This window comes from Niallia sp. Kr1, from assembly GCF_050389805.1.
Taxonomy (GTDB): domain Bacteria; phylum Bacillota; class Bacilli; order Bacillales; family Cytobacillaceae; genus Bacillus_BD.
The window spans coordinates 1,572,501-1,587,484 of record NZ_CP130945.1 but is presented as its reverse complement, the minus strand read 5'-3'; the positions used below and the strand labels follow the sequence as shown (position 1 = coordinate 1,587,484).

Sequence of the window (14,984 nt, the reverse complement as noted above, 5' to 3'; positions counted from 1 at the left end):
AATCACGTTGGAGAGTCACACTCCAAAACAAGAATGGAAACATCCATCTAAATAAGTTTTACACTCTAGTAGATTTCAACGTTTCCGTCACATGCCCATGACGATGCCCTTATTGGCGCAACGTACGTAAATGGATACAGGAGTTTGTTCTCGCTGTACTCTTGTCAGGCTGTTAGCCTCGCTATAGAAAAAAAGCCTAAAAGTGACGAGAACGGAAGTACGTGGTCCCTTTATTCCTTACAGGTATCAGGGAAGCGTTGCCCCCGTTCCAACCTAGTTAACGATCTGCTTTTAATAGTTCAATTTTGTCTTGGAACGCATAATTTCTTTTTATATATTGGGTGAGGCTCATCCATTTTCTATAATTAGATTTTTCTTTGTCAAACGTCTTTGGAAGTCCTAATACCGTATCGTATCTTGGTTGTTCTGTCCGGAAGCGAAAGGATTTTCTCGCAATCATGCAGGCCGCGGAACCGTGTGAACTAAGACCATAACGAGCCATAAACTTCATATGGCCAATTTGACTTGTATAAGCAGGATGGATCAAGACGATACCTACACCAAGTTTTTTTGCTTTTGATTGGATCAACTCTTGAAATTGAGCATAAGCGAATCCAGATAACATACGTGCATATTTTTTATTCTTTTCCCCTAATGCAACTCTTTTCTTGGAGAAGTTTAAGTTTTCAATCACTACTTGTTTTCCGTTTTCTTTTGCATATAGTAAGACACTTTGAATGGCATCACTCAATGAAGCTGAAACCTGCTCTTTTCTTCTGTCATACATGGGACAGGAAATCTTCCATTCTCGTAATGGATTCCCAAAACGATCAATTTCACACGCGGTTAAAAAGCCTGCATTTAAATCAATTCCGATGGCCCCTCCAAGATTAGAGGTCTCAATTTCGGATGTATCTCTGTCTACTGTTGCGTAAAGATACCATCCTTTTTTCTTTCGTACAAAACGGTAGGTGACTGCTTTAAAATATTTTTGTGTTTTACCACCTTTTGTGATCCCGGTATACGCTTTCTTGGCTTCATCTAAAAAGGGTTGTCCATAGGGAAACAACACATCGGGAATACAAATATACTTCCCGTATTTTTCCTCAAAATAACGGGCAACACGTAAACGAAGTTCATTCTTTGTATTGTAGGAAGCACTTTGATTTCCAAACGTTTCGTCTTTCGAGCCAACGACGAGAAATTGAGCGCTCCGTGCGCATTGCCACTCATGTTTCCATTCTTCATGGGATGTGTATCCGTTCTCTTCTAGATGAAATTGCTTGTGAAATAGTTTCTTCGAGCCAAAACAAATCCTTACCCGATTAACCTCTATGTCACATGTTAACTTTTCTCGTTTCTGTTGGAGATTTCGTAATTTCCGCTTCTTTTGGTGGAGGACAAACTTGATGTTTTGATATCTTTTGACGGTGTTCTCAAAACGAGGATTTGTTGGACTCAGGTTTTGAATCTTTTCCAACCATGTCTCTTTTTGTTTATGCTTTTTATCAATGGACTTCTCTACTTCAGCGATCTTAACCGTTAATTGTTCCATTCGGAAATTGGTGTTTTCTTTGACTGAATCAATTTTTCCTTCCAATTGAATCCGAAGAGAATTAAATTGTCTTGCCGTGATTCCATGCTGTTTCGAAAAGGAAGATTTAATCGAAGAGACGGTTTGTTTTTTTACATATAATTGCACAAACAGTTTACGTTCTAGTATGCCAAAAAACTTACCGAATTCCTGGAGGTAGTCTTCTGGACACAAACCGTTATTCAGAAGGACGCTCCTCAACTTTGTCTGGTAAGTTTGTAACATCGTGAATAGCCCCTTTCACTTTGTCTTGGTGATGACATTTTTACGACTTCTGCTTCCGTATAATTTACCAAAAAATGAATCAATTAACTTTATTTCTTTCAATCCTGTGCTTAAACGATTTGAAACGTTTCCTTTCCATTTATATGGTTATTGGAACATATGTTCTACTTAAAATATACAAAATTTTATATAATTTGTCAATCATTTTAGAAATATACATTTGATTAATAAAAAAGCAAAAATGTTCCTCCGTTTTAGCTTATTAAAATGAATGAAAGGATAACCTTTCCTAGGTTATTTTTCATAAGGAGTTATCAATTTAAAGGCATCATCCCAATATTCCTATATTTTCATTACTATATATAAATAAAACATTTGTCTATAAATGTCTCGAAATATACAAACAGTTTTAAACCCTCAAGACAAAAAGAGAGCTTCCCCCGCTGTGTTTATACAGTAGCAGACTTTAAGATTGCCCTTTTTGTTATCGTTTTAATAGAAATCGATCTTATTAAGTATTATAATAGAAAATGCAAATAATGATAAATTTTTTAAATAATAGGAGGGCATTTTTATCAACAACTTGAAAACCATTTTTATCGATATCACCCATTCTGTATTCAATAATGACACTAAAGCCACGATGTATATAACGAAAGACTTCCACAGTAAAAGCTACATGATTTCCATTCCTGTTATTACTTTTAGTTTTATCATAAGAGAAGAAAATGCAAACAACGACTATGAAATGCTAAGAGTAAGATTACCCTATAAAGAACCCATTATTTACGTAGATAAACTAATACATGACATAAAAGGAGGAATTGAAAAAATGAATGAAAATCTTGTTCGGTAAAATATTCTTAAATTTCACTCAACCATTCAAAAAGAGGTCTGATCCCAGCTGTACCAACACTTTAACAGTCTAGGGATCTGACCCCTTTTATTGTCAAATTAATTTCGAACCTTGCACTTGTTCCCAAACCTGTTTCATAGCGAGATATTCTAAGTGATCATCTAAAGGGACCATCCAATCAAGGGTGGGTTCTGCGCCATATCGATATTCCAAAGCCTTTTGAATTAAATAGTCAGCTATAGTTGGATTTTTTGGAAGGATGGGACCATGCAAATAGGTGCCAATAATGTTTTTATAGAATAATCCCTCTTCCTTATCTACCTCATTATTTCCAAAGCCTTTTTCTACCTTTCCCAGTGTTGGATAGCCATGATAGGTCCTTCCTGCATGGTTTTCAAACCCAACGATTTCCCCAAACAGCGGGGAGCGTATTAACGCATTGCCCACGAGTCTTGGATATTTGGCGACCGTATAAAAATCTAAAATGCCTAAACCTTCCATTTCATTGCCGACCGAATCAATATATTGATTCCCCAAAAATTGATATCCACCACAAATCATTAGTCCGGGGACGCCGTTCTCAATTTTTTCTTTTAATCCGTCTTTCATTTTTTTGAGTTCACGGGTAACGAGTGCCTGCTCTCGATCACTTCCCCCGCCAATTAAAAATAAATCCATTTCTTCTAATGAACATTCATCCATTCTTCTAATTTCTTTTATGACTAAATGAATGCCGCGCCAATCACATCTCTTTGCCAAACATAGTGCATTCCCACGATCACCATAGAGATTCAGTTTATCTGGAAAAAAATGAAACATAGTCAATGATTTAAACGGGCGTGAAAGATCATTGTTTCTCAAGCCTATCTCCCCTATCCGTGTCTTAAGCGTTTGACTAACGCCTTTCTAGTTGGTCCTAGCGCCGTGTAGTTTGGAACGATATAACTATTCACATGTTTGTTCAATAATTCTTCGACAGCCTGATTGATATTTTTAATAATCTCAATCTTATCTTGTGGAAATCCTGTATATTTGATGCGCACCGCCATATCTTCCGCACGTAATCCACTGCAAATCACTCGTTCAGTTAGACTAGGATTAATTTTTTCGTAATCCGCATCCCAAATCCATGAAACATCCTGCCCGTCATTGTCTGTATCGTTTAATACCAATAAATATTGTTTTCTATCCAGATTTCCATTCGATTCAGACAAACTCACATTGACCCCCGCTGGATTTTTAGCCAAATTTAAGATGACTGGTTTTTCTTTGTGATGAAACCCTTCCATTCTGCCATTTTCGATTTGAAAAGTAGATAAAGCCCTTTGAATTTGTTCGGAAGATACCCCTAATTCAATGGCTAAACTAATCGCTGCTAATGTATTCATTGCATTATAGGAGCCTAAAATGGGAATAGAAAAATCACCATGATTCGTTTTTAACGATAAACCTTTATCCATGTCCAAATGGTTTAGCTCATATTTTGGGTTTTTGCGTTTAAAACCACATTCACAATGATAATAACCTAGTTGTCCATAATGATAATGATCATATCGAAGTGGTCCATCGCATTGAGGACAATAAGTCGATTCGGTTACATTATGGTTCTCAAAAGAGAATGCATTTTTGTCAATACCAAAATATTCGCAGTCCAAACCAATTTGCCCCAACCTGCTTGTAAAGGGATCATCTGCATTAAGGATTAGCTTAGCTGAGGTTTGACTTAAAATCCCACAAATTTTATTAACCAAAGCATCAATTTCACCAAAACGGTCGAGCTGATCACGGAAGAAATTGGTAAAGACCATTAAATCGAACCGAATTTCTTTGGAGACTCTTGCAATAGACCCTTCATCAATTTCAATAATGGCCATATCCGCTTTTTTTCTCATTACAAACTTTTCGTGGTTGATAAAAGCTGTCGTAATCCCTGAAATCATATTGGAACCTTCAGCATTATGTATGATATGATATCCGTTTTCTTTTAAGATATGGCCAATGATTTGAGAAGTAGTGGTTTTCCCATTGGTCCCACTAATTAAAACGATTTTCTCCGTTTTACTAGCTAATTTCCTTAAAATATTGGGATCGATTTTTCTCGCTACGACCCCAGGGATGTTACTCCCGCTTTTATTAAGCAATCGACTCGCCTTTTGAGTCATCTTTGCCGCTAAAACTGTAGGCATGACTGGCACGGTTTTTTCCTCTCCTTACATGCATTGACAAATTAGGATGAATAGAACAACAACGCTCTTAATTTTACTTTACTAGGCTAATAAAATTCATGTTAGGATCAACTTCATAAATTTTCCATTTCACGGTTAAACCGTTATTCATTTCTTAGTTATCTTAAATATAAAAAACCGATTTCTTATAAATAGTAGAAATCGGTTAAGCTATGATATTTCAGAAAGAAAATTGTCTAGCACTTAATTATTATACATGCTGATTAAACGAATAAGTTGTAGCAGCCCAATGCGCAGAACTGGTTTGATGCCTTCCCTTCCACTCCAATTTTTTAAATTGCTTTCCAATCAAGTTATTAAAAAATCCGTGTCCAACCAAAACGACATAGTGATGCTCGTTTGCACATTGAATTAAAAACGTTGCAGCCTTCTCAGCCCTTTTAGTAGCATCTTTCAAAGACTCGCACCCACGTGTATACCCACAGAACCATAACACTCGTAACATGACCGCCCAAATATTTGCATGTAACTTTAATCCCCCGAATTTAGCTAAAGGAGTAGGTAGTTCTATTTCACGAAAAATAGGATCTGAAATCGTTGGTAAATGGGGATTTAAATAATTCGCAGACTCAATCGCCCTTTTCAAATCACTAGTAACAATCATAGTTGCTTGATCTAATTTTTCAAGAGTGTTTGGAGGATAGGTTTTCTCTTCAAACACCCCATGACAATCATATTTTTCAACCCAATTTTTAAACTCTTGACAAGTGATAGGCTTATTTTCAACCCATAAAGATTTACCATGTCTTATTAATGTGATTTCCATATAAAACTCCTATTAATTACTGATTGTAACTCCTTCCATAAAATGGAAGGTGCCTGGCACCCCATTACACAACAGATTTCTTTTGTCTAAACAATAACCTTTCAAAATCCTTAGCTGGAACAGGTCGGCTGAAAAGATAGCCTTGACCCTCGTTGCAGCTTAGATTTTTCAAATAGCTTAATTGTTCTTGTGTTTCAATGCCTTCCGCAACCACACGAACTTGTAAATACGCGGCCATATTAATAATCATGTCAATAATCGCTTCACCACGGCTGCTTATCTCTGCAACAAAGGAACGATCGATTTTCAAACGATCAATCGGAAAATCTCGTAAATAGGCCAATGATGAATACCCTGTGCCAAAGTCATCTATGGATAAGGAAACGCCTATTCTTTTCAGTTGATGAAGGATTGGAATCGTTAACTCCGGTGTTTGCATCGAGCTTTCCGTAATTTCCAGATCCAAATCAGATGGCTGCAATCCCGTATCATCTAAAATATGATTCACCATGCCCACGATATCCTTTTTAAACAAAACAGAGGAAATATTTACTCCCATTTTCACATTTGAAAATCCCGCAATCTTCCATTTCTTATTTTGTTTGCACGCTTCTTCTAATACCCATTCTGTCATGGGAATAATTAATCCTGTTTCTTCAGCTAACGGGATGAACTCTGAAGGTGAAACCATCCCTTTTGTCGGGTGATTCCAGCGAATGAGCGCCTCTGCACCTGTAATTTGACCAGATGGTAAATGGATTTTAGGCTGATAAAAAAGAACAAACTCATTTTCCTTCACCGCATGCCTTAAATCGCTTTCCAAATTCATTCTTTTTGATATATGTCGAGAGGTACCGGATGGATAAAATTGGTATCCGTTAACTCCGTGTTCTTTCGCTAGATACATCGCACTATCCGCTTTCTTCAACAACGTACTCGCATCTAAAGCATCTTCAGGATAAAGACTGACCCCAAGACTGGCCGTAATATAAAGCCTTCGTTGCTGTAAATAAAACGGTTGTAAAAATAAGGTAAGGATGTGTTGAACAAACTCCTCTACTTCATGTTTGGTTTGATTTTTGAGAACGATGATAAATTCATCTCCTCCAAATCGATACAAATCCGCTTGATGAGTCAAGTGTTCCTGCAAACGATTCGCTACATCAATCAACAATTGATCGCCAGCCATGTGACTTAACGTATCATTGATATATTTAAATCGGTTTAAATCAATAAAAATCAAAGCCAATTGATCATTCTTCCTACTTTGAGCAATCCATTGAATGATTTCCTCTCTGAAGCAGCGTCGATTACGTAAGCCTGTTAATTCATCATGGTAGGCATTAAATAAAATTTGCTCCCCAATTTCCTTTTGTTTCGAGATATCCTGCCGAATTGACATATATTGATAAGGCTTGCCATTGGCATCAACAAAAGGAACAATGGTCGTTTTCACCCAATAATAAGTTCCATCTTTAGCTCGATTTCTAAATTCCCCGTACCAGACCTTTCCATTTTGAATGGTTTCCCACATTTCCCGAACATGTGCTTTCGAATGATATCCAGAATTTATAATCCTGTGATCCTTTCCAATCAATTCTTCCCTAGTGCATTTTGATATCTCACAAAACTTATGGTTCACGTACGAAATTTTCCCCTTATGATCGGTCGTGGCTACAATGGATGATTCATCCAAGGCAAACTTAAAGTCGGCTAACTCCTTGATCGTGGTATCTAATTCAAGCTCTTTTAGCTTCGAAAAAGTAATTTCTTGCCCTAACATTAAAATAGCCTTACGACTTCCATCCTGATGATAAAAGGGAATTTTATAAACTTTTACGATTTGATATATCCCGCCTTTATTTAAGAATTCCCATTCAAACTCCGTTACGGTCCTTTTACTCCACGTTTCTTCATCTGAAACAATACAGTCCTCAAATATTTCTTTAAACCGAGGAAGCCTTTTCGCTAACTCCTGATCTTTTTTGCCGATCAATTCCCCTAGTGGCATATCCAATAAATGGTGAATGGCTTCATTGGCATCTACCCAATAGCCATCACCGTCTTTTAAACAGGCATATTCCATAATCGCCGTTAGAATTTTACTCAATTCATTCTCATTGATTTTATATTTTTCAATTAACCCCTTCATTACATCCCCTACCCAAATGAAATTCCCCTTCTTCTTCATCCAAATGCTTTTTATAAACCATTTTAGTTAGGTTGACATGACATTGGGTATTTTCATCGTTGCATGCTCTATCTCAGTCAAGGTGTAGACCCATAATCTTTGAAACCACTAAATGGTATAAAGAAATTTATCTATCAATCTAGCTATCTTTGATTATTAAAATATTTAATATTATTGAATAAAATTTAAATTATTAATATTGTACTATATTCATTTTTTTCAATCAATTATTTTATTAAAATAATACTGTTTTGAAATAATTAAGCTGAAAAACGAGAAGACCCAAAAAAGGGCTTTGGTCTCTTTATTAAAAATAAAATAGCACGGATTGTTTATGCCCAAAAATTGTCAAATTATGTTATTATTAGATAAACAAACTTAAAACTATTTAAATTATAATTGGGTTATTAAAAGAGTGAAGATAAGGTATAGAAACCGAACTTATACAACACTCGCTAGTAAGACTTTTTTTTTATGTCTATCATGCAAATTTTGTCGTGATCTGATTCTATTTGTAGAAATCTATAATCTTGCAATATGGGGGTAATGAAGTGTTTAGGGGAAAAAAATTAAACACTAGAGGAAAAACGGCGCTTTTGTTTCTAGTTGCAATTATCGTCATTCTGATACCGGGAATCGTCGTGAATGATGGACAGAAAGCAGCGAAGGTAAATGAATCTACTATCGATCCTTCATTGGAATTGGTATCCTTTCCGTCAGAGCCGGTAACTGCATTTGCTGATTCTCCGTTAAGTCAATCCATTATGGAAAAAGATCGTGAACATAGAGAAGCTGCGCGAATAGAAGCCGTCGATAAGCAAAACCAGCTTGATCTACAGGAAAATACGATCTATCTTACTTTTGATGACGGACCTTCAAAGCTGTCAAACCAATTATTGGACATCTTAGACGCGTATGGGATGAAAGCAACCTTTTTTATGTTAGGTCCAAACATAAAGGAATACCCAGAAGTGGTGAAACGGAAGCAAAAAGAAGGTCACGGACTTGCGCTACATAGCATGACACATGATGTAGGAAAACTCTACAGTAGTCAGACAGCCCCTTCAGAAGAAATGAAACAGAACCAAGAAATATTGAAAAGCGTCACAGGAATAACCTCTAACATCGTCCGACTTCCTTATGGCAGTATTCCTTACTTAACAGAAGGGATGCGCTATGAACTTGACCAAAATGGCTTTATCGTTTGGGATTGGAACGTAGACAGTCGTGACTGGGAATTCAATAATCATCGATATGTGAACCATACCATCTGGGCTATACAAAAAATGAAACAAAAAGGCGAGACCCCGGTTGTTCTTCTTCATGATAAACCCGAGACAGTCAAATTTTTACCAAAACTATTATCCTATCTTCAAAAGCAAGGATATCAAACGAAAGTATTAACAAGCGATATGCCGCCATTAACCTTTCAATGTAATGGTCGCTGTCTTCCAATCTCCGGTTTAACTGTAGGAGGGTAACAGGATTTGAATCGATTACTAGCATTTATATTTATTTTAGGTTTGATGGTTTTTCTATTAGGCTGTCAATCCGATCAGAAACAGACTGCAAAGATACAGAAAACATTAGTAGAATCTGCCTCATTTGAACATCATTTCACCGCTAATCTATCTGACTTAAATGAAACGAGAAAATCGGCACAATCCATCTATGTGGAACTGATTAGCCTCGATATCAATGACCAAAACCAAATTCACCAACAGATAGATAAAGCCCAATCCTACACGAAAGAACAGCAGAAACTCTTAGAAGAAGCCACAGAAAACTTCCAAAAGGCTTATCAAATGGTGGTCACCCTTGAGGAACCGATTCAAAAAATGAAAGACAAGAAACTAAAAAAACAAGCATCCAAACTCATCACCATGATGAACGAAAGAAAGAATGTAATAGATTCCTTTTTTGAAAACTATCATAAAAACATTGAAACACAAAACACATTCTATCAACAACTTGCAGACGAAAACTATCACTTAAAAAACCTAAATGAACTGATTCATGAAATCAACAATCGCACTCAAAGCATGGAAGCAATCATTCAGGAATTTAATCAATCCACTCAACAATACATTGATCTGGAAAAGAAAATACTTAATCACTAGGAGTCGCTCCATCTGAAAAGGTGCCAGGCACCTTCCATTTTTTGGAAGGTGTTTTTTGTATCGTTTATCCCAAATAATATCGCTCTCTTTGTAAATAATATGTTTGATAAGTTCCCAACTTATTTTGCTTCGACTCTATCCCAAAATTCAAAAAGGAGTCATGACATGTCAAATTTAGAACCAGTAGAATATGAAACAGGAACGATGATTCGGGATTATGACATCATTGACATTAAGTCCACACCACTCGGGTTTCAAGTCCTTCTAGATGTCAATCTAGACAGCGGCTATTCTCTATCTCGTACAACAATGGAAATTACTCACGAGGATTTAGCCGGATATGAAACCGATCATGTAGAAGAAGCAATCAAATGTGCTCTCGGATTCTTCGAGCATTCATTAGATTGAGAAAACAGAAGATACGGAGCACACATAAAAGAACAAGCACATTCAGTTGCTTGTTCTTTTAAATGTGCTTATAAAGTCTGTTCCAAGTAAAAAACCTAGGAAAAAGCGCTACTTCATATAAATTTGATTTGAAAAGCTGGCACTCTTGTACTATTATCGATTTTCTCATCCTCTTTTTTGATGATGAATATAAAAATATCCCCTATAAATATACTTCGCCTGCCTGGCAACACCCCTACCCTCATAGGGAAATGCCCAAACTACCATCGGCACTGAAAAGCTTATTTTTTCGTAATGGGAACAGGTTTGACTTTCTTACCATTGTTACTAGAACTATACATTGCATAAAAGTCCCTTCTGACCTACGATGAGCTTTCATTATGCTTCCTTGAATCATCTTTCATGCAGGAACAGTTACAAATGTATATATATTTCCATAATTTATTTGCAAAGACGACAAGCAACTTCCAACTTCTGAACAATACTCATCATTATCTTATGAATAAAATAACGACAAAGGAAATACTAAGATTACTTGTTAAATGTAGGAGGGTATAAAATTGACTACGTCCGAAAACATGCTATCTATTTTTGCCTTAGGTGGTATTAATGAAATTGGTAAAAATATGTATGCCATCGAATATTCAAATGATATTATCGTCATCGATTGTGGTGGGAAATTTCCAGATGAAACTTTATTCGGTATTGATTTAATTATTCCTGATGTTACCTACTTAGAAGAAAATAAAGAAAAAATACGTGCTTTAATCGTGACACATGGACATGAAGATCATATCGGTGGGATCCCTTATTTCTTAAGAAAATTAAATGTGCCGATTTATGCAACTCGTTTTACCCTTGGTTTAATTGAATTAAAATTAGATGAACATCGACTTACAAGCGATACAACACTTATTCCGATTGACTCAGATTCAACTCTAGAATTAGGGAGTATTCAGGTTACATTTTTTAAAGTCAGTCATAGTATCCCGGATTGTCTTGGAGTCGTATTTCACACACCAGAAGGGACTGTTGTTCATACAGGGGACTTTAAATTTGATTTAACACCTGCCAATAATCAACAATACTCTGATATTCATAAAATGGCTCAAATAGGAGAACAAGGTGTCTTAGTTCTAATATCAGAAAGTACAAATGCAGAACGAAAAGGGTTAACACCATCCGAAAGCATCGTAAGTGACCATCTGAACGAAGCCTTTACAAAGGCCGAAGGGAAAATATTTGTCTCCACCTTTGCTTCCAATGTAAATCGTATTCAACAAGTGGTAGAGGCTTCTATTAAGACCCGACGAAAGATAGCACTTTTAGGACGGAGTATGGTAAACGTGGTATCTGTTGCTATTGAACGGGGTTACTTACATATTCCTGATGGAATGCTTATTCATGCGAATGAAGTAGAAAACTTAGATGCTGAACGGGTTGTGATCCTTTGTACTGGAAGTCAAGGGGAGCCCATGGCAGCTCTTGCCCGTTTAGCTAATGGAAGTTATCGGGATGTTTCTGTTTATCCAGGAGATACCGTTATTTTGGCGGCAGGACCGATCCCTGGAAACGAAAAAGATGTTTCGCGTATCGTCGATAACTTATTCCAACTTGGTGCAAACGTCATTTATGGTTCAGGAAGCTCCACAGGAATGCATGTTTCTGGTCATGGCTATCAAGAAGATTTAAAACTTATGCTCACCTTGATGAAACCCAAATACTTTATTCCAATTCATGGCGAACATAGAATGCTACACCACCACCGTTTACTAGCAGAATCCGTTGGTGTTGAAGCGGGTAACACCTTCATCATAAATAATGGAGATGTTGTCGATGTTTCAAACTCCATTGCACGTCAAACTAGAACCATACCTTCTGGAAACACATTTGTAGATGGACTAGGTATTGGCGATGTTGGAAGTATCGTATTACGAGATAGAAAACAACTGTCCGAGGATGGGATGTTGGTCATTGTGATCACTCTAAGTAAAGCAGATAAAACCATTATTACTGGACCAGATACCATTTCCCGAGGATTCGTTTATGCACGTGAATCTGAGGATCTCTTGAAAGAAGTTAATCGATTAGTGACAAAAGCCGTTACTGATTTACAGGCAGCCAACATACACCGTTGGAATACCATAAAGCAAAATATTAAAAAGTCGGTAGGTCAGTACTTATATACCCACACAAAGAAAAAGCCAATGATTCTTCCAATTATCATTGAAGTTTAATTGGTACTGATTATAGGTATAGTCAGTAATTTTGTATGTATGGAGAAAAAGGGAGTTTTAAACACTTATTCTGGTGGTTCGATTTATGCCCTATCTATATGTACTTTTGGTTTGAGTCCACATAATATTTAATATCTGCGAAACCAAAAGAAAACCCCTATAAAAAGGGGTTTTCTTATATTGCCTGGCAACGTCCTACTCTCACAGGGGCAAAGCCCCAACTACCATCGGCGCTGAGAAACTTAACTTCCGTGTTCGGGATGGGAACGGGTGTGACCTTCTCGCCATTGTTACCAGACTATTTTGTTGAAGGATTGTTCCTTCAAAACTAGATAATGCTGACATTCATCAAAGTTTAGTGTCTAGCTTCGGCTCCTAGCTTTTCGGCCGCTTCGATCCGTTTCTTCAAATCCAAAACCAGGATTTGTAGAACCGGCTCTCCACCGTCTTTCAAAGCTGGACAGTCGCCCGGCCCACAGGATGTGGGTCATGCAGGCGTTGCCACAGGACGTGGCGCCTTTAGCCAGCGTTCATTAATGTTGTGGTTAAGTCCTCGACCGATTAGTATTTGTCAGCTCCACATGTCACCATGCTTCCACCTCAAACCTATCAACCTGATCATCTTTCAGGGGTCTTACTAGTTTAACACTATGGGAAATCTCATCTTGAGGGGGGCTTCATGCTTAGATGCTTTCAGCACTTATCCCTTCCGCACATAGCTACCCAGCGATGCTCTTGGCAGAACAACTGGTACACCAGCGGTGCGTCCATCCCGGTCCTCTCGTACTAAGGACAGCTCCTCTCAAATTTCCTACGCCCACGACGGATAGGGACCGAACTGTCTCACGACGTTCTGAACCCAGCTCGCGTACCGCTTTAATGGGCGAACAGCCCAACCCTTGGGACCGACTACAGCCCCAGGATGCGATGAGCCGACATCGAGGTGCCAAACCTCCCCGTCGATGTGGACTCTTGGGGGAGATAAGCCTGTTATCCCCGGGGTAGCTTTTATCCGTTGAGCGATGGCCCTTCCATGCGGAACCACCGGATCACTAAGCCCGACTTTCGTCCCTGCTCGACTTGTAGGTCTCGCAGTCAAGCTCCCTTGTGCCTTTACACTCTACGAATGATTTCCAACCATTCTGAGGGAACCTTTGGGCGCCTCCGTTACTCTTTAGGAGGCGACCGCCCCAGTCAAACTGCCCACCTGACACTGTCTCCCAGCCCGATAAGGGCTGCGGGTTAGAATGTCAATACAGCCAGGGTAGTATCCCACCGATGCCTCCACCGAAGCTGGCGCTCCGGCTTCCAAGGCTCCTACCTATTCTGTACAAGCTGTACCAAAATTCAATATCAGGCTACAGTAAAGCTCCACGGGGTCTTTCCGTCCTGTCGCGGGTAACCTGCATCTTCACAGGTACTATAATTTCACCGAGTCTCTCGTTGAGACAGTGCCCAGATCGTTACGCCTTTCGTGCGGGTCGGAACTTACCCGACAAGGAATTTCGCTACCTTAGGACCGTTATAGTTACGGCCGCCGTTTACTGGGGCTTCAATTCAAAGCTTCGCGCTTAGCGCTAACCTCTCCTCTTAACCTTCCAGCACCGGGCAGGCGTCAGCCCCTATACTTCGCCTTGCGGCTTCGCAGAGACCTGTGTTTTTGCTAAACAGTCGCCTGGGCCTATTCACTGCGGCTTCTCAGGGCTTTAACACCCTAAAAAGCACCCCTTCTCCCGAAGTTACGGGGTCATTTTGCCGAGTTCCTTAACGAGAGTTCTCTCGCTCACCTTAGGATTCTCTCCTTGACTACCTGTGTCGGTTTGCGGTACGGGCACCTAATCCTCGCTAGAGGCTTTTCTTGGCAGTGTGGAATCAGGAACTTCGGTACTCTATTTCCCTCGCCATCACAGCTCAGCCTTCACGCAGGTGGGATTTTCCTCACCTGCAGCCTAACTGCTTGGACGCGCATATCCAACAGCGCGCTTACCCTATCCTCCTGCGTCCCCCCATCACTCAAACGGATTTTGGTGGTACAGGAATATCAACCTGTTGTCCATCGCCTACGCTTTTCAGCCTCGGCTTAGGTCCCGACTAACCCTGAGCGGACGAGCCTTCCTCAGGAAACCTTAGTCAATCGGTGGATGAGATTCTCACTCATCTTTCGCTACTCATACCGGCATTCTCACTTCTAAGCGCTCCACAAGTCCTTCCGGTCTTGCTTCAACGCCCTTAGAACGCTCTCCTACCACGGACATCGTAGATGTCCATCCACAGCTTCGGTGATACGTTTAGCCCCGGTACATTTTCGGCGCAGAGTCACTCGACCAGTGAGCTATTACGC

At 38.9% G+C, this 14,984-nt stretch carries 10 protein-coding genes and 2 rRNA genes (1 of these 12 only partly in view); 5 read left to right on the top strand and 7 right to left on the bottom strand.

The window, feature by feature from the left end; all coding sequences use genetic code 11:
• Positions 1 to 277: 277 nt before the first annotated feature.
• Complete coding sequence (locus tag Q5760_RS07955; RefSeq protein ID WP_428911659.1) at positions 278 to 1,819, bottom strand: IS200/IS605 family accessory protein TnpB-related protein; 1,542 nt, start codon at positions 1,817 to 1,819, stop codon at positions 278 to 280.
• Positions 1,820 to 2,402: 583 nt separating this feature from the next.
• Here Q5760_RS07955 and Q5760_RS07950 point away from each other — a divergent pair.
• Complete coding sequence (locus tag Q5760_RS07950) at positions 2,403 to 2,675, top strand: hypothetical protein (protein WP_428911658.1); 273 nt, start codon at positions 2,403 to 2,405, stop codon at positions 2,673 to 2,675.
• Between the two features lie 93 nt (positions 2,676 to 2,768).
• On the opposite strand, the gene Q5760_RS07945 is transcribed toward Q5760_RS07950, so the two are convergent.
• The 4 genes from Q5760_RS07945 to Q5760_RS07930 form a co-directional block, all read right to left on the bottom strand.
• On the bottom strand, positions 2,769 to 3,536 hold the full coding sequence (locus Q5760_RS07945; RefSeq protein ID WP_428911657.1) for a type 1 glutamine amidotransferase: 768 nt from the start codon (positions 3,534 to 3,536) through the stop codon (positions 2,769 to 2,771).
• Positions 3,537 to 3,547: 11 nt separating this feature from the next.
• Positions 3,548 to 4,861 (bottom strand): MurT ligase domain-containing protein, encoded by a 1,314-nt coding sequence (locus tag Q5760_RS07940; protein WP_428911656.1) that lies wholly within the window; start codon positions 4,859 to 4,861, stop codon positions 3,548 to 3,550.
• A 250-nt stretch (positions 4,862 to 5,111) separates the two neighbouring features.
• The gene (locus Q5760_RS07935; RefSeq protein ID WP_428911655.1) at positions 5,112 to 5,687 is read right to left on the bottom strand and encodes a histidine phosphatase family protein; all 576 of its coding nucleotides are present in this window, start codon (positions 5,685 to 5,687) and stop codon (positions 5,112 to 5,114) included.
• A gap of 64 nt (positions 5,688 to 5,751) precedes the next feature.
• A complete protein-coding gene (locus tag Q5760_RS07930; protein ID WP_428911654.1) occupies positions 5,752 to 7,878 on the bottom strand; it encodes an EAL domain-containing protein in 2,127 nt (708 codons plus the stop codon).
• Positions 7,879 to 8,429: 551 nt separating this feature from the next.
• Here Q5760_RS07930 and Q5760_RS07925 point away from each other — a divergent pair.
• From Q5760_RS07925 to Q5760_RS07910, 4 genes are all read left to right on the top strand, one after another.
• A complete protein-coding gene (locus tag Q5760_RS07925) occupies positions 8,430 to 9,359 on the top strand; it encodes a polysaccharide deacetylase family protein (protein WP_428911653.1) in 930 nt (309 codons plus the stop codon).
• A gap of 6 nt (positions 9,360 to 9,365) precedes the next feature.
• A complete protein-coding gene (locus Q5760_RS07920) occupies positions 9,366 to 9,998 on the top strand; it encodes a YkyA family protein (RefSeq protein WP_428911652.1) in 633 nt (210 codons plus the stop codon).
• A 165-nt stretch (positions 9,999 to 10,163) separates the two neighbouring features.
• A complete protein-coding gene (locus Q5760_RS07915) occupies positions 10,164 to 10,406 on the top strand; it encodes a hypothetical protein (RefSeq protein WP_428911651.1) in 243 nt (80 codons plus the stop codon).
• A 578-nt stretch (positions 10,407 to 10,984) separates the two neighbouring features.
• The gene (locus Q5760_RS07910) at positions 10,985 to 12,643 is read left to right on the top strand and encodes a ribonuclease J (protein WP_428912524.1); all 1,659 of its coding nucleotides are present in this window, start codon (positions 10,985 to 10,987) and stop codon (positions 12,641 to 12,643) included.
• Between the two features lie 182 nt (positions 12,644 to 12,825).
• Here the strand turns inward: Q5760_RS07910 and rrf are convergent.
• A 5S ribosomal RNA gene (gene rrf, locus Q5760_RS07905) occupies positions 12,826 to 12,941 on the bottom strand.
• 243 nt (positions 12,942 to 13,184) lie between these two features.
• A 23S ribosomal RNA gene (locus Q5760_RS07900) occupies positions 13,185 to 14,984 on the bottom strand; it runs 1,137 nt beyond the window's last position.

Coding starts and splice junctions, on each gene's coding strand:
- Q5760_RS07910 (WP_428912524.1), top strand. CDS start 10,985: ATGCTATCTATTTTTGCCTTAGGTGGTATTAATGAAATTGGTAAAAAT.
- Q5760_RS07915 (WP_428911651.1), top strand. CDS start 10,164: ATGTCAAATTTAGAACCAGTAGAATATGAAACAGGAACGATGATTCGG.
- Q5760_RS07935 (WP_428911655.1), bottom strand. CDS start 5,687: ATGGAAATCACATTAATAAGACATGGTAAATCTTTATGGGTTGAAAAT.
- Q5760_RS07940 (WP_428911656.1), bottom strand. CDS start 4,861: ATGCCTACAGTTTTAGCGGCAAAGATGACTCAAAAGGCGAGTCGATTG.
- Q5760_RS07930 (WP_428911654.1), bottom strand. CDS start 7,878: ATGAAGAAGAAGGGGAATTTCATTTGGGTAGGGGATGTAATGAAGGGG.
- Q5760_RS07955 (WP_428911659.1), bottom strand. CDS start 1,819: ATGTTACAAACTTACCAGACAAAGTTGAGGAGCGTCCTTCTGAATAAC.